Raw genomic sequence first — 16,376 nt, forward strand, 5'->3', positions numbered from 1 at the left:
GTCGTCGGGTTCTCGCCCGGTTCCCAACGATGACCGGGCACGCCGGCCTTTTGCTGACGATGCTTTCGGCCCGGCTTTCGCGGGGCGTGGTCAAACCGAAACATTGTCGTCATCCAGATAGGCCTTTATCATCGGCTTCTCGTTCAGAACATATTCATGCGCTCTCGGTCAGATTGACCGGCAGGGATCGTGATACGCCGACGGGCTGCGCTAGCACCCGGTGTGGATGGCAGAGCCGGCGGTGACGAATTCAGATTCCAGTCTGCATCTTTGCAAGATTGGCGATATCGATGGATGAACAAGGGACTCCTAAGAAATCTCACCGCCGCCGGTCGGCTAACTGGCTGGCCTGTGCGGCACTCGTCCTGATCGCCGAAATCCCGAATGCGGTCGCCTCGGATGCGGCCGAGCTGAACCCCCGCGACATGGTGCTGCTGGACCGGCTCACCTGGGGGATCAATGCCTCGAGTGCCGCGCATTTGCAGGCGCTCGGCAACGAACGCTGGCTGCAGGAGCAATTGCATCCTGCCGGCAGCGCACTGCCCGAGGCGGTCCGCACGCAAATTGAGGCAATGCCTGATGTCCACAAGTTTCCGTTCGACATCGCGGTTTCCTTCGACCAGCAGGCCAAGTCCGCCAACCAGGTCGCCGATCCCGATCAGCGACGAGCCGCCCAGCAGGTTTTCCAGCAGGCCATGAACGACCGGGGGAAGCAGGCGGCGGCGCGCAGCATCCTGCGCGCGCTCTATGCATCGGATCAGCTGCGCGAGCGCATGACCTGGTTCTGGTTCAACCATTTCAACGTGCATCAATACAAGGCCAACATCCGCGTCCTGGTCGGCGACTATGAAGACCGGGCGATCAGGCCCCATGCGCTCGGCAAGTTCCGCGATCTGCTCGTCGCCACCCTGCATCATCCGGCGATGCTGCGTTACCTCGATAATGCCGACAATGCCGTTGGCCACCTCAACGAGAACTACGCCCGCGAGATCATGGAATTGCACACCATGGGCGTCGGCTCCGGCTACGCGCAAGCGGATGTGGAGGCGTTGGCGCGCATTCTGACCGGTGTTGGAATTGATCTGAGGCCGGAGGATCCGCAACTAAAACCGGAGTTGCGACCGCAGCTCGTGCGCGAGGGTGCCTTTGAATTCAATCCCGCCCGGCACGACTATGGCGACAAGACGTTCCTTGGCCATTTGATCAAGGGCCGGGGGCTCGCCGAAGTGGACGAAGCCATCGATATCCTCGTTCACCATCCGGCGACCGCTACCCATCTCTCCAAGCAGATTGCGACTTACTTTGTATCGGACAATCCGCCGGATTCCCTGGTGCAGCAGATGGCGCAAACCTTCAAGACGACCGGCGGCGATATCGCCGCGGTGCTTTCGACGATGGTCCATGCACCGGAATTTACCGCTTCCCTCAAGCCCGGCATGAAGTTCAAGGACCCCGTGCAATACGTGCTGTCAGCGGTTCGCCTCGCCTATGACGACAAGGTGATCCTGAATACGGTGCCGATCCAGAGCTGGTTGAACCGCCTCAGCGAAGGCCTGTTCAATCACGATACGCCGGATGGCTACTCCATGACCTCGGCGTCGTGGAACGGGCCGGGACAGATGATGCTGCGCTTCGAGATCGCGCGGCAGATCGGTTCGGGTTCTTCAGGCCTGTTCAAGCCGGATATGCCGAACGCGGTCGATCAGCCGGCCTTCCCGCTGATTGCCAACTCGCTCTACTTCAACGGATTGCGGCAGACATTGGGCCCGCCGACGCTTGCAGCGCTGGATCAGGCGGTCTCGCCGCAGGACTGGAATACGCTGTTTCTGTCGTCGCCCGAGTTCATGCGCTAACAACTTTTCCAAGGATCGCACCATGAATCGCCGTGACCTGATCAAAGCTTTCGCTGCAATGGCGCCCCTCACCGTGGCTGGCCGGGTCTGGGCCGCGCCTGCCACCGATGCGCGGTTACTGGTGGTCTTTCTGCGCGGCGCCTACGATGCGGCCAATGTCGTGGTGCCCATATCGAGCGACTTCTACCGCACCTCACGGCCGACCCTCGGCATTGCCAAGCCGGACGTCGGCAATCCCAATTCCGCCCTGTCACTTACCGCGGATTGGGGACTGCACCCGGCCTTGCGGGACAGCATCTATCCGCTTTGGGGAAAGCGGGAAGTCGCGTTTATTCCCTTCGCCGGTACGAGCGATGACCTGACCCGAAGCCACTTCGAAACCCAGGACACCATTGAGCTCGGCCAGGCCGTCAGCGGCTCGCGCGACTATCGCTCCGGCTTCATGAGCCGGCTCGCCACCGAACTCACGCGGGTCAAGCCGATCTCCTTTACCGAGCAGCTCCCGCTGATCTTCCGCGGCAAGTCGCAGATCCCGAATATCGGGATCAACAGCGTGGGCAAACCGGGCGTCGACGATCGCCAGGCCGGGCTGATCCAAAAAATGTATGCGCAAAGCGAGCTTGCTTCCTCGGTTTCGGAAGGGTTTCGGGTTCGCGACGATGTCTACAAATCGATATCGGAGGAAATGAACGCGGCCAATCGCGGCGCGGTCTCGCCGCGCGGCTTCGAGCTTTCGGCGCGGCGCATCGGCCGGCTGATGCGCGAGCAGTTCAACCTGGGCTTTGTCGATGTCGGCGGCTGGGACACCCATGTCAATCAAGGCGCGGCCACCGGTTATCTCGCCGACCGCCTCGGCGAACTCGGCCGCGCGCTCGCAGGTTTTTCGGAGGAGATCGGACCGGCCGGATGGCGAGATACGGTGGTTGTCGTAATCTCAGAGTTTGGCCGCACCTTCCGCGAGAATGGCGACCGCGGCACCGATCACGGCCACGGCAGCGTCTATTGGGTGATGGGAGGCGGCATCAATGGCGGCCGCATCCTGGGCGAACAGGTCAAGGTCGAGCAGGCAAACCTTTTTCAAAACCGCGACTATCCCGTTCTGACCGACTATCGGTCGATGTTCGCGGGCCTATTCCAGCGCATGTTCGGGCTGGAAACCGCAAGCGTGCAGCGGATTTTTGCCGGCGTCCATCCGGCGGAATTGGGATTGGTCTAGGCTTCGATACACAAAGGCGCGTTCAAAACTATCAAATTGCTCTTTGGGCCGGTACGATGCTTCATTGCCGTTCCCAGAGGACAGATTGCCAGTAATGACGAATGACCGCGCCGCAGCTACAGCAGCGGCTGTCCCCATCGCTCCCGCCGACCTGTCGCCGTCCGTGCGGCGGACCATTTTTCTCTACCTGGGTATCTTGATTGTCCTCTTGGCCTTCGGCGGCCCATCAGGAGGTCTGTTCGATATTCCCATCAGTTTTTTTCTCAAGAACAGATTGCATTTGCAGGCGCATGAGGTCGCCGACTTCCGGCTCGTGGCCGCGATCCCGCTTTATCTGTCCTTTGTGTTCGGATTTATCCGCGATATCTGGAGCCCGTTTGGAAGGAAGGACCGCGGATTCATGCTGCTGTTTGGCAGTATCACCGCCTTTCTCTACGTCGTCTTTGCCTTCACGCCGATGAGCTACGTGACGCTTGTCGTCGCGGTCGTTCTGTTGACGACTTCGTTTCTTTTCGTCGCAAGCGCGCAGAACGGACTGACTTCGGTGATCGGCCAGCAACACGCGATGACCGGTCAGATCAGCGCGGTGTGGAACGTCTTCCTGTCCATTCCCACGGTCGGCGCCCTACTGATCGGCGGTGTGCTCAGCGGCATACTGGAACAAGAAACTCCCGATCAGGCGGTCCGCATCCTGTTTCTTGTCGGCGCTGCGATCATGACCGCAGTTGCCCTTTATGGATTGTGGAAGCCCAAAGCGGTGTACGACAACATCAGCGTTGAAAACGGAAGCGCCGCTCACCCGATAAAGGATCTCAAGCGGCTGGGGCGGCACTGGCCGATTTATCCGGCCATGCTGATCTGGCTGTTATGGAATTTCGCGCCCGGATCAACCACGCCGCTGCAGTATTACCTTCAGAACACCCTTCATGCGACGGATGCCCAATGGGGTCAGTGGAATGCCATCTTCGCTGCCTCCTTCATTCCGACGTTCATCGTGTTTGGAATTCTCTGCCGCAAATATCACCTGAAAACACTGCTGTTGTGGGGAACAGTCGCCGCCGTTCCGCAGATGGTGCCGTTGCTCTTGATCCATTCAATGACTGGAGCCTTGATCGCCGCGGTACCTATCGGCCTGATGGGCGGCGTTGCCACCGGCGCCTATCTCGATCTGATCATTCGCTCTTCCCCCCACGGCCTGCAGGGGACGATGTTCATGATGTCCGGCAGTCTTTATTTCGCCGTCTCGCGGTTTGGCGACGTTCTCGGCACCCATCTCTATGATCATTACGGCGGCTTTACTGTCTGTGTGATCGCGATCACGATCGTCTACGCGTTGATCCTTCCAACCCTGCTGCTGGTGCCGAAGCGGCTGACTGCCACGGCTGATGGGCAAATGACGGATTTCGGGTTGGGAGCGGATGAGAGCCCCGGTCGTTTGGATGTCGCAATGCAAGCCGATAATTCCTAGGAAAACCGATGACCCTTGTCATTGGCCGATTTACCTCTGATGGAAATCGTACGATGGTCCTAAAAGCCTGCTGACTGATGATCTGTTTTTGGATTCTGCATTGGACGGTACGTTGAGCGAAACTCCGACACCCGATACCGACGAAGCCGGACGCCAAGGGCCGCAGGGCAAGCTGCCGATCCTGGCCCTGACGGCCTTGGGCATCGTGTTCGGGGATATCGGCACGAGCCCGCTCTACACCTACAAGACCATCCTCGGCGTTACCGAAGGATCGCCGAACGGGGGCGTGGTCCTGGGTACGCTTTCGCTTGTGCTCTGGACTCTCTTCATCGTCACCACCGTAAAATACGTCTCGTTCGCCATGCGCGTCGATAATGACGGCGAGGGCGGCATTCTGGCCCTGATGGCTTTGCTGGGAGTGAAGAGGCAGCAGCGGCCGACCATCGTGGCGGTCGGCCTGTTCGGCGCGGCGCTGATCTATGGCGACGGTGCCATCACGCCTTCGATCTCGGTGTTGTCGGCGCTGGAAGGCCTGAATATGGCGACCCCCGCATTGCAGCCCTATGTCGTCCCCGCGGCAGTTGCGATCCTCGTCGCGCTGTTTGCCATCCAGTCTCGGGGGACACAAGCCATCGGTCACTTGTTCGGCCCGGTGATGCTGGTCTGGTTCGTCACTATCGCATTGTTGGGCGTTTCGGGCATTGTGAAACATCCAAGCGTGTTTGCCGCGGTCAACCCCGTCTATGGCCTGTCGTATCTTTTCTCACACGGGGCTAACGGCTTTTGGGTGCTGGGCGCGGTGTTTCTTTGCGTCACCGGCGCTGAGGCGCTCTATGCTGATATGGGACATTTCGGCAGGAGGCCGATCAAGCTCGCCTGGTATGCGATCGTGTTTCCAAGCCTGATCCTGAACTACGCAGGCCAAGCGGCGCTCGTGCTCGAAGGCGCGCCGACCGAAGGCAATATCTTCTTTCGGCTCTGTCCCGACCCTTTGTTGATCCCGCTGATCGTGCTGGCGACGATAGCAACCATCATTGCCAGCCAGTCGATCATCACCGGGGCTTTCTCGATGACGCGGCAGGCGATCCAGCTTGGTTGGTTGCCGAGGATGACGATCAAGCAGACGTCGTCGGAAGGCTACGGGCAGATCTACGTGGGCGTCGTCAACTGGCTATTGATGATCGTCACCGTCGGGCTCACGATCGGGTTTAGAAAATCGGACAATCTAGCCTCCGCCTACGGCATCGCTGTTTCGCTGACGATGCTGATGACATCCACGCTGCTTTTTATTGCGATGCGCGAGATCTGGGGCTGGAGCCGGTGGGCCGCCGGCGCCGTCGCGGGTTTCTTTCTCATCGTTGATTCCGCCTTCTTCCTCGCCAATCTCACCAAGATCGGGGAGGGCGGCTATGTCCCGGTGATCCTGGCGATTTGCGTCTATGGCATCATGTGGATCTGGCACCGCGGCTCCGAAGCAGTCGCTGCGCGAATGCATGAAGCGCTGATTCCGGTGCCGGAATTCATGGCACATATCGAAGCCAAGAAAATCCCGCGCGTTCCCGGCACGGCCGTGTTCCCGACCCGGACCGAGCGGGATACGCCGCCGGTCATGGTCTGGCATGTCAAGCATAACCGCGCATTGCATGAACATCTGTTCGTGCTGCGCGTAGACGTATTGTCGGTGCCATGGGTATCACCCCGCGACCGGCTCACGGTTCAGACGGTAGCGCCGAATTACTGGCGCGCGGCGGCGCGTTTCGGCTTCATGGAGCGTCCCCACATTCCCGAACTGCTCGCCGCCAGCAAATCGCTGGGGTGCACGATCGACCTCGACGACGTGACCTATTATGTGGGCCGCGAAACGGTCGTTCCCCGCGAGGATGGCAAGGGCCTGCCGGCCTGGCAGGAGCGGATTTTCGCCGTGATGGAGCGCAACGCCGTTCATGTCAGCGACTTTTTCCACCTGCCCCCCGACCAGGTCGTTGAGATCGGGCGGCAGGTTGCGATTTAGGCTTGTAGCTGCCCTTGCCTTGGGAGCGTCCGACGAACCGCCTCCATCGGCAGGCGGTCGATTCAGCGCCTGATTCCGAGGAATCCTGAATATCGACAGGCCCTTGCCATTTCGGTTAGTGTCTGCCAACCAGAAGGGGCTTTCGGGAGAAGCGCTTTTGAACGGTCGTCTTAAGCTGAAACGCGATTATTATGCCGGCGGTCTGATGCTCCTGCTCGGGGTGGGAGCAGCTGTCACCGGCGCTGGCTATAAGTTCGGCAGCCTCGCCAGAATGGGCCCCGGCTTCATGCCGGTCATGCTGGGTGTCGTGCTGGCGTTTCTCGGCATCCTGATCGCCGGCACCGCGCTGGCATCCTCCGAACCCGATGATAGCAAGTTTCTGCCGGACAACCCGCAATGGTTCGGCTGGCTCTGCATACTCGGCGGGCCGATCCTGTTCATCATCCTCGGCCAATATGGCGGCATGATCCCGGCGATCTTCGCCTGCGTCTTCGTCTGCGCGCTGGGGGACAATACGGCGACCTACAAATCCTCCGCCATCCTGGCGGCCGGCGTCACAATGTTCGGCGTGCTGCTGTTTCATTACCTGCTGAGCATTCCGTTCCCGCTCGTGCGCGGGGTCAACCTGTGATCTCAACGGCGATTACCGATCTCTGGTACGGTTTTGGCGTAGCACTAGAGCCCCACAACCTGATGTACTGCTTTCTCGGCGTGCTGGTCGGCAACCTCGTCGGCGTGCTGCCGGGCATGGGACCTGTCGCGACGATCTCGATCCTGCTGCCGCTGACCTTCGGCATGCAGCCGGTGCCGGCGATCCTGATGCTGTCAGGGGTCTATTATGGCGCCCAGTATGGCGGGGCAATCTGTTCGATCTTGCTCAACCTGCCGTGTCATCCGCCGCACGCCGTGACGTGTCTCGACGGATTTCCACTGACAAAACAGGGCAAAGGCGGCACCGCGCTCGGCATTACCATCATCGCCGCCTTCGTTGGCGCTTCCTTCGGCATCACCGAGATGATTTTCCTGGCGCCGTTCCTGGTCAAGATGGCGCTCGAATTCGGGCCCGCGGAAGTGTGTTCGCTGATGCTGGTCGGACTGCTCGCGGGCTCGACACTGGCAAAAGGATCGCCGCTCAAGGGCATCGCGATGACGGTGCTCGGCCTCTTGGTCGGTATCGTCGGATCGGATATCGAAACCGGGCAGCCGCGCTTCACTTTTGGCATTACTGAATTGTTCGACGGCGTCGAAATCATCGCGCTCGCGCTCGGCATGTTCGGCGTCGCCGAGTTCATGAACAGCATCAACAATACCGAAACCGTCGACATGCGATACGCCAAAGTCGGCATCTCCGACATGTTTCCGTCGAAGGCCGATCTGAAACTGTCGTTTTGGCCGATGATCCGCGGCACGCTGCTCGGCAGCCTGTGCGCGCTGATTCCGGGGACCGGACCGACCATCGCTTCCTTTGTATCCTACGCCACCGAGAAGAAGATATCGAAGACGCCGGAGCGGTTCGGCCACGGTGCGATCGAAGGCGTCGCATGCCCGGAAGCTTCGACGCATTCCTCGGTGCAGGGCGACTTCATCCCGACCATGAGCTTGGGTATTCCCGGCGATACCGTGATGGCGCTGCTGTTGGGCGCGCTGATCATTCACGGCATCGTTCCCGGCCCCCAACTCATCAGCCAACACGCCGATATCTTCTGGGGCCTGATCGCAAGCTTCTGGATCGGCAACATCCTGCTTGTGATCCTGAACGTGCCGATGATCGGCCTGTGGGTGAAGCTCCTGAGCATTCCCTATCGCTACCTCTATCCGAGCGCGATGTTCTTTGTCTGCATCGGCGTCTATGCCGCCAACAACGACATGTTCCAGGTTGGTGAGACCATGTTCATAGGTGTGGTCGGCTACATCTTGCTGCGTCTCGACTTCCATCCAGCGCCGATCCTGCTCGGCTTCGTGCTCGGACCGCGTTTCGAGGAGAATTTCCGGCGCAGCCTGTTGATCTCCCGTGGCGATCTTTTGACATTTATCGAGCGTCCGATCAGCGCATTCTTCCTCCTGATATGCGTCGTGCTGATCGCAGCCCAGATCTATGTCTGGCTGCGCAAGCCGAAGATCCTGGCCGAAGAAAAGGCGATCGAGGCCGAGGTGCCGGCTACGCGGTATTCGGAATTGGCGGGCTAGCGGCAGTTTCCAGCGTTCCGAAAAGGTTTGACACGTCGGGCAAATCACCGGCATATCTTCATCATCGCACAAAAAAGCCCGCGCCGGGAAGCTGGCCGCGGGCTTTTTGAATCGGAGCCTTTCCGATCAAGACCGGTAGCCGAATTTCATGGCGCCCCATCCCTCCATGCAGCGCATTGTCGACCGCTTTTCATCGGGCGCGCATTTCGCGCCACCCGCCGGCGTCATTACCTTCGTGCCGCCGCAATTTCGGAGTCCCGTGGGTTTGGGGGCGCACGCAAGGGAACCGCGATGAAGAAACTGCTCGTTGCCGCGCTGGTCGCAGCATCATTCATTTCGTTCGAAGCAAGGGCGCAAAATCGCGGCGGAGATGCTGCCCTGGGGGCGGTGTCGGGAGCTGTCGTGCTGGGACCGGTGGGCGCGGTGGCGGGTGCGCTGATCGGATATACCGCAGGCCCGGCGATCGCGCATTCCTGGGGAGTTGGACGATCCACATCGCGATCGCGAGCGCGGCGTGCGGCACAAGCGAGCTCCGCAACGCGGCAACAAGCGGCCACTGAGGTGAGCGCGCCGGCGCCGCAAAAAATTCCGGAAGCAGTTGCGAGCACAACGACCGTGCCGCCGGTTCAGGGGCTCGAATAGCCGCGCTGACGTAAATCGGCGGTCACAAGAGATTTGACACGTCGGGCAAATCAGGCGCATATCTTCATCGTCGCAAGAATTTTGGAGCCCGCGCCGGGAAACCGGCCGCGGGCTTTTTCAATTGGATTTTTTCGAATCGGACGGCAACCACATTGCTTGACGCCACATCCTCCCATGCACCGCTGCTCAGCGTCGCAAACGAGTTGCCGTCCGAACCAACTAAGCATTAGCCGGCACGCGCGAACGTGCCGGCTCGCGGCGTGGCAAGGTCCACGTCCGCGGGCGGCCCCGCCGCGGCGATCGGCCATGCCGATCGCGCGGGAAGGGATAGGGTTCGCGCCTGAAATGATCGCAAAGGCGATCTGCCGCATATTTGATCCTGACCGAGCAGACTCAATTTTCGTCACGCCCGGACGCCTGTCCCCGACTTGATCGGGGATGATCCTGGCATCCATCAATCTTTGCAAAATGCATTTTTCTGATGGATTGCCGGATCAGGCCCGGCAATGACGTATCTTTTTCAGCGAGGCAAACATGACCGCATATTTGATATCGCTCGCATTGGTCGGACTGGTCGCCATCGCGGTGTGGGAGGGATTTTCGTGAGCGCAGAAATCATTCAATTCATTCGCAGCCCGAAGCACAATCGCGGGCAGACCGATTTTCCGACCATTGCATTTCGATCGGCGGCACAGCGCGACGATCTGACCATGAACCATGTCGATACCGCGCCTTGCGAATATGTCCGGCCGGAGTCGAGCGAAGCGCAAGTGACAGATGTCTAAGTCCAAAACGCTCATCGAAATCCGCTCGCTGGCGCGCAGCCATACCAGGACCGCGCTCAACGTCTTGGTCGGCATCATGCGGTCGAAGGATGCGACGGCGGCGGCGCGAGTATCCGCGGCCAACGCCATCCTGGACCGCGGCTGGGGCAAAGCCACTCAGACAATCGAGACCGGCGATGATGGCCCTCTCGAACTGATCCATAGAATCGAGCTGCGGGCTGACTTTCAGCATTTGAGACGCTGGCGCAAGAGCGTCGAGCAGGCGCAGAGCTATACGTTCAAGGCGGTGATCACAATCATCGTCACCGGGTTCGTCGGGGCCGTGTGGCTCGGCATCAAGGTCATGCTCGGCAAATGATCCGAGCCTGTGTCGTGGTTGCAGCATTGCTGGTTTCGTATCCCGCTAATGCCGTTCCCTGTTGGGTGGTCAGGAAGGCCGTCTCCCAATATGGCGAGGCGGCGGTCGAATCCTGGGCGCGGTCCAAAGGCTTTTCGGAAAGGGAAATCGAGAAAGCACGGCGGTGTCTCAGGTAATGCCCATGATTTGAATAATTCTGGCGTCTTGTTGCCCAGCCATCGTTCCAGCCGGGTCATTGTGGTGATCGGCGACGCACAGTTCCGCGATTGACCGGCGCACGACTTCCCAGGCGGCTGTGGCATCCTCGGGAACAGCATCGCGAATTCGCATTCCAATATCATTCACCAAGCCTGATCAGCCGGCAATAGAGATATCGCCGGCGGATGGGAGAGGCCTTGAAGGTCTGGCCGATGTACAGGATTCGCGAGGTCGACGGGCACGACGACGAAATCGCCGATACGCTTGCCGACCTTCACCGCCTGACCTTCTTCGATGGCGCGCCCATTCCGGAATTCGACCATGGGCATTGGTGGCTCGCTTTTTGCGACACTATCCCGGTCGGCTTCGCCGGTGTCGTTGTCTCGACGCGCGAGGTCAACGCCGGATACTTCTGCCGTGTCGGCGTGTTAAACAGACATTGTGGCAATGCCCTTCAATTGCGTCTGATGCGGGCGCTGGAATCTCGCGCGCGACGTAACGGATGGGGCTCCATTGTATCGGACACGACCGACAATCTCGCCTCCGCCAACAACTTCATCCGGGCCGGCTATCGGCTTTTCCAACCGCAGTTCCCCTGGGCCTGGCCGAGCACGCTATACTGGCGCAAGTCAATCAGCTGAGACAGCCACAGGCCGCAATTCGCGCATGCTGCCAAGCTATTGCCGACGTTGCCCTTCTGGAAATACACCTTAAAGTCGGTTCGCGCCGTCTTTGGCGTCGAATGATTAAAAAGGGAAGAAACGGGCCATGACCGCCAGACCGCAATTGCCGGACCGCGCGCCACGAACAAAGGGCGCGCCGACCGCGCTCGACGGCCTGCTGGTTGTGGACTTCACCCGGGTCGTAGCAGGCCCAGCCTGCACGCAAACGCTCGGTGATTTTGGCGCGGAAGTCATCAAGATCGAAAACCCTGACGGCGGCGATGATACGCGGAGCTATGAGCACGCCGACCTCGCCGGGGAAAGTGCTGCCTTCATCAATCTTAATCGCAACAAGCGCGGTATCGCGCTCGATCTGACCAAACCCGAGGCGCGTGATGTCGCGCGCGAATTGATCGCGCGGGCGGACGTCGTGGTAGAAAATTTCTCCGCCGGCGTGATGAAGAAGTATGGCCTCGACTATGCGTCAGTCGCGCCGAGCAATCCGCGCCTGGTCTATTGTTCGATCTCTGCGTATGGCCGCCAGGGACCGTTTGCGTCCCGTCCCGGCTTCGATCCGATCACCCAGGCCGAGAGCGGGTTCATGTCGCTCAACGGCTTTCCGGATGGGCCGCCGGTGCGGACCGGACCGCCCGCGGTAGACATGATGACGGGTATGTCAGCCTGCAACGCGATTCTGCTGGCACTGTTTGCCCGCGAGCGGCTCGGCCGCGGCCAACATGTTGAGGTGGCGCTATTCGATGTCGCTCTGGCAATGACCCAATTTTACGGCATGGCCTATTTGATGACCGGTGCGAATCCGAGCCGTCAGGGCAATTCGCCAAACGGGTCCCCTTCCGTAGGCGTCTACCACGCTTCCGACGCGCCGTTTTATATCGCCTGCGCCAACGATCGGCTGTATCGCCGGCTCGTCATCGAAGTGCTTGGCCGGCCCGACCTCGCCAGCGGTGAATTTGGCGACCGACGGTCAAGAACAGCCAACAAGGAGAAGCTGCGCGCGATCCTGGCCGGAATTTTTGCGCACGACCTTCGCGAAAACTGGGTGGTGAAGATGAAGACAACTAACATCCCCGTCGGCTTTCTTCGTACCGTTGAGGAGGCCTTCAATTCGCCGGAAGTGCGCGCGCGCCATCGCCTCAGCCAGATTCCGCACCCGGCCGCGGGCTTCGTCCCGAACATCGAGACGCCGCTCCACCTCGGCCTGACGTCGGTCGTCGATCCCGTGGCCGCGCCCTTGCTGGGCGAGCACACCAGGGAAGTTCTACGCAAGACGCTTGGTTACGACGACGCTCGTATCGTGGTGCTTGCTGAGGCGGGCGTGTTTGGTAAGACCCTGAGCAACACAGCTGACGTCGCTTAGGATGGGGCGCCGAAGCTGAGCTAGGTCAATCCAAGATAGCTAGGAGATGGCCTGTAATGAGCTGCGCGCTTAGGCCCTGTTCCTGAACGGGCATCGGCGTATCTATCAATTCTGAGATTGCACACCCGCCCGGTGGCCTGTTGGCCACCGGGCTTTTTTTGTTTTTTGGGAGGCCGTCAGCCACGCCGCTTGGCTTGTGCGAGCGATAGCGGATCGGGTCCGTATGTGTTTGAGCCGGCGGTGCCGCGGAGGCAACCGATCTCGACAAAACCCCAGACCGTGAGCGCAAAAGCCGCCAATGCAAGAATGGAATGCAACGCTGTGCCCGCGATCCCAGCCAACCATGCAGCCTCCGCGAGTCGCCCGAGCGCGGCCGGCATCAGGTAAAATACCATGAGCCACCACGCGCTTTTGCCACGGTCGTGCAGCCGTTTGGTTGTGAAGGAGGCGCCCCAAAGCAACCACGGGATCAGAACCACGACGACCATGACGAGGAAGACCGGCGCGGCGATGCCGGCGGCGGTGAACAGGATCACGGCGGTCATCAACCCGGCGACCACAAAGATGAAAACCGATCGCCAGTATTTGGCTCGGTTGATGCGCCCGCTGGCGCCGAACATCAATTCCAACAGGCCTTCCATGGGTATCCTCAGCATGCCAACGCACCGGCTGACCCGGCACAGAAAATCTGTCGCCGTCAAGCAAATAAGGGTTCAAAGCAGTCTGGGTGTACCAAGGCGCCGAAACCGAGGATAATGATGACGGCGACTTCGGTACGGTTTCAATTGGTGCCTCACTCTGGTGTAGTAAGCCAACCATCTGACTGGGAGGGAGCTGTGGATCGCCGAAGTTTCGTGTCCGGATGCCTAGGTCTGTCATTGTCTGCAGTAGCAGGAGACGCGTTCGGCGAGTCTGGCCCGCTGACCAAGATGATCTTCCCATTCTCAGCCGGCGGCGGCGGCGACACGCTCTGCCGGTTAGTCGCGCAACATGCGGGTCAGTTGCTCAATCGTACTTTTATCGTCGAAAACCGTACCGGCGGAGACGGCCTGATTGGAATCAAATGGGTCAAAAATGCCGGTCCCGACGGGGCCACCATCCTGGTGACCACCGGCCCGACCATGTATCTGCTGCCGATCGTGGAGAGTGAACCGAGCTTTGACCTGAGTAAGGATTTCGTACCGGTCTCGCTGCTGGCGCGTTTCGAGTTCGGCGTGGTCATTGGGCCCGGGGTAGACGCGCAGGACTTCAAGCAATTCGTGGCCTGGCTCAAGGCCAATCCGAGCAAGGCGACATTTGGCGTGCCGAGCAACGGCACCATTCCGCATTTTACGGGCTCGAGACTCGAGCAAGTGCTGGGTATTCCGATGACACGGGTAGCTTATCGCGGCAGTGCACCCATCATCAACGATCTCATCGGCGGCCACCTGCCGTTCGGCATCGTCACCATCGCGGACGCGATCCCGCAGCAGCGTGCCGGCGGCGTCAAGATCCTGGCGGTGAGCAGCGCCGAACGGTCGCCGTTCCTGCCGGATGTGCCAACCCTGAAGGAGAGCGGCGTCGATCTGGTCGCCGATGGCTGGTACGGCATGTGGCTGCCGGCCGGGAGCTCGCAGGATTTTGCTTATCAACTCAGCGCGGCGGTCGTCACCTCGCTCGCCAAGCCGGAAGTGCGCGAGAAGCTGTCGGCGATCGGGCTGATTCCGGTTGGGACAACGCCGGAAGGACTCACTCAGGAACTGACGGCTGATACCGCGCTCTGGCAGCCGATCGTGAAGGCCACCGGCTACAAGATCACGTATTGAGTTCCTTCGCATCGATCCTCTTCCGGATCGCGGCAAGCTCAGTCTCGTCCCAGATCCCGATCAGGATTCCGCCTTTAACCTGGAGCTGCTGGTTCGCATAGGCGGCGATCTTCTCGGTGCTGGTAGTGATATGTCCCTTCGGATGCAGCGCCCAGTCGAACAGGGCTGACTGCAGCCGGGCGATGACGTCGGCGCAGGAGGAATCCTCGCCGCGATCGGTCAGTTCATGCGGGTCGTCGACAAGATCGTAAAGCATCGGTCGGAAGCCGGAGGCGTGGATGCATTTCCAGCGTCCATCGAACACCATAAACAGCCGGCATTGCTCGATCGGCTGGTTTAGCTTTAGGCGAACATCCTGCATGCAATAATCGTATTCGGAGAATACGACCTTCCGCCAGCCGGCCGGCGCCTCGCCTCGCAGATGTGATATCAGCGAGCGCCCCTCAAGAATGTGATCCGGCGGCGTGCCGCCGAAATATTCGATAAACGTCGGCGCCAGATCGATGGCTTCGACCAAGGTATCGCAGACGCTGCCTCTTGTGCCATCGGCAGCCGCCGATGGATCGACCACGATCAGTGGAATCTTGGCGGATTGATCGTGGAACAAATCCTTTTCGCCCATCCAGTGATCGCCGAGATAATCACCGTGATCGGACGTGAAGACGATCATGGTGGTCTCGATCAGGCCGCGCGCTTCCAGGAACTGCATCAGCAGGCCCATCTGGTCGTCGATCTGTTTTATGAGGCTCATGTAGGTCGGAATGACTTTTTCGCGTGCCTCGTCACGCGACATGTTTCTGGAGTAACGCATGTCCATATAGGCGGCGAAAACCGGATGCGCGTTCTGCTTTTCCTGCTCCGACCGGATCGCGGGGAGCACGTCGTCGGGGCCATACATGCTGGCGTACGGCTCGGGCGCGATATAGGGCCAATGCGGCTTGATATAGGACAGATGCAGGCACCACGGGCGCCCGTCCTGCTCCGCCCCTGCGATAAAATCCATAGCCCGGCGCGTCATGTATGGGGTTTCGGAGTCCTCCTCCGCGACACGGGCGGCCTTGTCGGAATGGACCAGCAGCCAGCCGTTCTGGAGAGTGCCATCGGCCGCAGCGCCGGAATTGGCCCAATGCTCCCAGGGGTTCGGGGCGTCGTATCCGTTTTCCCGTAAGTAAGCGTCGTACTTCGGGCGGGGCCTGCCGGTCGGATGCAGGCCGTCGTCGCGCTCATAGGGTTCGAAGCCGCATTCCGCCACATGCACGCCGATGATCGAGGCCGGCGCGATCCCGAGCATTTTCAAGCCCTCAAGGTCTGGCGTCATATGGGTCTTGCCGACCAGCACGTTACGGACGCCGATTTTCTTGAGATGATCCCCGAGCGTCGGTTCGCCGACCCGCAGCGGCCAGCCGTTCCAGTGCGAGCCGTGCGAACGCATGTAGCGGCCGGTGTAAAACGACATGCGCGAGGGGCCGCAGATCGGCGATTGCACGTAGGCGTTCGAAAAACGCACCCCGCGCTTTGCCAGGGCGTCGATATTGGGTGTCTTCAGGGTCGGATGCCCGGTACAACCCAGATAATCGTAGCGAAGCTGGTCGCACATGATCCAGAGAACATTCTTGGGTCGGGACATGTCTCGTACTTTTGCGATTTCGGACGCTTGATGGTGCGATATTGCATCGCAAATGACAATCGTCGTGGCGGCCCGTTTGGCTGCCATTCAGCCTAGGCTCTGGTCGGATGGCAGCTTGCCATGCTTTGATGCCGGGGAGGCAGAGGCCTGAATATAAGCCGTGCAAAACACGGGTAGCGGTTAACG

General features: G+C 60.1%; 15 protein-coding genes. 12 read left to right on the forward strand and 3 right to left on the reverse strand.

The window, feature by feature from the left end:
* Positions 1-290: 290 nt before the first annotated feature.
* The 9 genes from B5526_RS28860 (at position 291) to B5526_RS39185 (ending at position 10,520) form a co-directional block, all read left to right on the forward strand.
* Positions 291-1,853 carry a DUF1800 domain-containing protein gene (locus tag B5526_RS28860; protein ID WP_079543173.1) on the forward strand — a complete coding sequence of 521 codons (1,563 nt, stop codon included), beginning with the start codon at positions 291-293 and terminating at the stop codon, positions 1,851-1,853.
* Positions 1,854-1,875: 22 nt separating this feature from the next.
* The gene (locus B5526_RS28865) at positions 1,876-3,069 is read left to right on the forward strand and encodes a DUF1501 domain-containing protein (RefSeq protein ID WP_079543174.1); all 1,194 of its coding nucleotides are present in this window, start codon (positions 1,876-1,878) and stop codon (positions 3,067-3,069) included.
* Positions 3,070-3,133: 64 nt separating this feature from the next.
* Positions 3,134-4,537, forward strand: coding sequence for an MFS transporter (locus B5526_RS28870; protein ID WP_154071509.1), 1,404 nt, complete (start codon positions 3,134-3,136; stop codon positions 4,535-4,537).
* Positions 4,538-4,637: 100 nt separating this feature from the next.
* Positions 4,638-6,548 (forward strand): potassium transporter Kup, encoded by a 1,911-nt coding sequence (locus tag B5526_RS28875; protein WP_244562084.1) that lies wholly within the window; start codon positions 4,638-4,640, stop codon positions 6,546-6,548.
* Between the two features lie 157 nt (positions 6,549-6,705).
* On the forward strand, positions 6,706-7,179 hold the full coding sequence (locus B5526_RS28880) for a tripartite tricarboxylate transporter TctB family protein (RefSeq protein ID WP_244562085.1): 474 nt from the start codon (positions 6,706-6,708) through the stop codon (positions 7,177-7,179).
* 62 nt (positions 7,180-7,241) lie between these two features.
* Positions 7,242-8,735: a tripartite tricarboxylate transporter permease gene (locus tag B5526_RS28885; RefSeq protein ID WP_433994669.1), complete on the forward strand. Its 1,494-nt coding sequence runs from the start codon at positions 7,242-7,244 to the stop codon at positions 8,733-8,735.
* 291 nt (positions 8,736-9,026) lie between these two features.
* Positions 9,027-9,377, forward strand: a complete 351-nt coding sequence (locus B5526_RS28890) for a hypothetical protein (RefSeq protein ID WP_079543177.1) — start codon at positions 9,027-9,029, stop codon at positions 9,375-9,377.
* 602 nt (positions 9,378-9,979) lie between these two features.
* On the forward strand, positions 9,980-10,162 hold the full coding sequence (locus B5526_RS28895) for a hypothetical protein (protein WP_079543178.1): 183 nt from the start codon (positions 9,980-9,982) through the stop codon (positions 10,160-10,162).
* Complete coding sequence (locus tag B5526_RS39185; protein WP_079543179.1) at positions 10,155-10,520, forward strand: hypothetical protein; 366 nt, start codon at positions 10,155-10,157, stop codon at positions 10,518-10,520. Before B5526_RS28895 ends, B5526_RS39185 begins: the two co-directional genes overlap by 8 nt.
* A 168-nt stretch (positions 10,521-10,688) precedes the next feature.
* On the opposite strand, the gene B5526_RS38025 is transcribed toward B5526_RS39185, so the two are convergent.
* Positions 10,689-10,850: a hypothetical protein gene (locus B5526_RS38025; RefSeq protein WP_154071510.1), complete on the reverse strand. Its 162-nt coding sequence runs from the start codon at positions 10,848-10,850 to the stop codon at positions 10,689-10,691.
* 80 nt (positions 10,851-10,930) lie between these two features.
* Here B5526_RS38025 and B5526_RS28905 point away from each other — a divergent pair, with 80 nt between their 5' ends.
* Together B5526_RS28905 and B5526_RS28910 are read left to right on the forward strand one after the other, a co-directional pair.
* A complete protein-coding gene (locus tag B5526_RS28905; protein WP_079545542.1) occupies positions 10,931-11,359 on the forward strand; it encodes a GNAT family N-acetyltransferase in 429 nt (142 codons plus the stop codon).
* 127 nt (positions 11,360-11,486) lie between these two features.
* Entirely contained in the window at positions 11,487-12,758 is a 1,272-nt protein-coding gene (locus B5526_RS28910) for a CaiB/BaiF CoA transferase family protein (RefSeq protein WP_079543180.1), read from the forward strand.
* A 176-nt stretch (positions 12,759-12,934) separates the two neighbouring features.
* Here the strand turns inward: B5526_RS28910 and B5526_RS28915 are convergent, their stop codons facing one another.
* Entirely contained in the window at positions 12,935-13,414 is a 480-nt protein-coding gene (locus B5526_RS28915; protein ID WP_244562086.1) for a DUF805 domain-containing protein, read from the reverse strand.
* 102 nt (positions 13,415-13,516) lie between these two features.
* Here B5526_RS28915 and B5526_RS28920 point away from each other — a divergent pair, with 102 nt between their 5' ends.
* The gene (locus B5526_RS28920; RefSeq protein ID WP_244562087.1) at positions 13,517-14,563 is read left to right on the forward strand and encodes a Bug family tripartite tricarboxylate transporter substrate binding protein; all 1,047 of its coding nucleotides are present in this window, start codon (positions 13,517-13,519) and stop codon (positions 14,561-14,563) included.
* Here the strand turns inward: B5526_RS28920 and B5526_RS28925 are convergent.
* On the reverse strand, positions 14,553-16,190 hold the full coding sequence (locus B5526_RS28925; protein WP_079543183.1) for an alkaline phosphatase family protein: 1,638 nt from the start codon (positions 16,188-16,190) through the stop codon (positions 14,553-14,555). The two genes, B5526_RS28920 and B5526_RS28925, sit on opposite strands and share 11 nt — an antisense overlap.
* Positions 16,191-16,376 lie beyond the last annotated feature (186 nt).

The organism is Bradyrhizobium lablabi, from assembly GCF_900141755.1.
Taxonomy (GTDB): domain Bacteria; phylum Pseudomonadota; class Alphaproteobacteria; order Rhizobiales; family Xanthobacteraceae; genus Bradyrhizobium; species Bradyrhizobium lablabi_A.

What these genes read in the sequence shown, in the direction of transcription:
- B5526_RS28860 (WP_079543173.1), top strand. Translation starts at nt 291, where the DNA reads ATGGATGAACAAGGGACTCCTAAGAAATCTCACCGCCGCCGGTCGGCT.
- B5526_RS28865 (WP_079543174.1), top strand. Translation starts at nt 1,876, where the DNA reads ATGAATCGCCGTGACCTGATCAAAGCTTTCGCTGCAATGGCGCCCCTC.
- B5526_RS28885 (WP_433994669.1), top strand. Translation starts at nt 7,242, where the DNA reads ATGTACTGCTTTCTCGGCGTGCTGGTCGGCAACCTCGTCGGCGTGCTG.
- B5526_RS28890 (WP_079543177.1), top strand. Translation starts at nt 9,027, where the DNA reads ATGAAGAAACTGCTCGTTGCCGCGCTGGTCGCAGCATCATTCATTTCG.
- B5526_RS39185 (WP_079543179.1), top strand. Translation starts at nt 10,155, where the DNA reads ATGTCTAAGTCCAAAACGCTCATCGAAATCCGCTCGCTGGCGCGCAGC.
- B5526_RS38025 (WP_154071510.1), bottom strand. Translation starts at nt 10,850, where the DNA reads ATGCGAATTCGCGATGCTGTTCCCGAGGATGCCACAGCCGCCTGGGAA.
- B5526_RS28905 (WP_079545542.1), top strand. Translation starts at nt 10,931, where the DNA reads ATGTACAGGATTCGCGAGGTCGACGGGCACGACGACGAAATCGCCGAT.
- B5526_RS28910 (WP_079543180.1), top strand. Translation starts at nt 11,487, where the DNA reads ATGACCGCCAGACCGCAATTGCCGGACCGCGCGCCACGAACAAAGGGC.
- B5526_RS28915 (WP_244562086.1), bottom strand. Translation starts at nt 13,414, where the DNA reads ATGCTGAGGATACCCATGGAAGGCCTGTTGGAATTGATGTTCGGCGCC.
- B5526_RS28920 (WP_244562087.1), top strand. Translation starts at nt 13,517, where the DNA reads ATGACGGCGACTTCGGTACGGTTTCAATTGGTGCCTCACTCTGGTGTA.
- B5526_RS28925 (WP_079543183.1), bottom strand. Translation starts at nt 16,190, where the DNA reads ATGTCCCGACCCAAGAATGTTCTCTGGATCATGTGCGACCAGCTTCGC.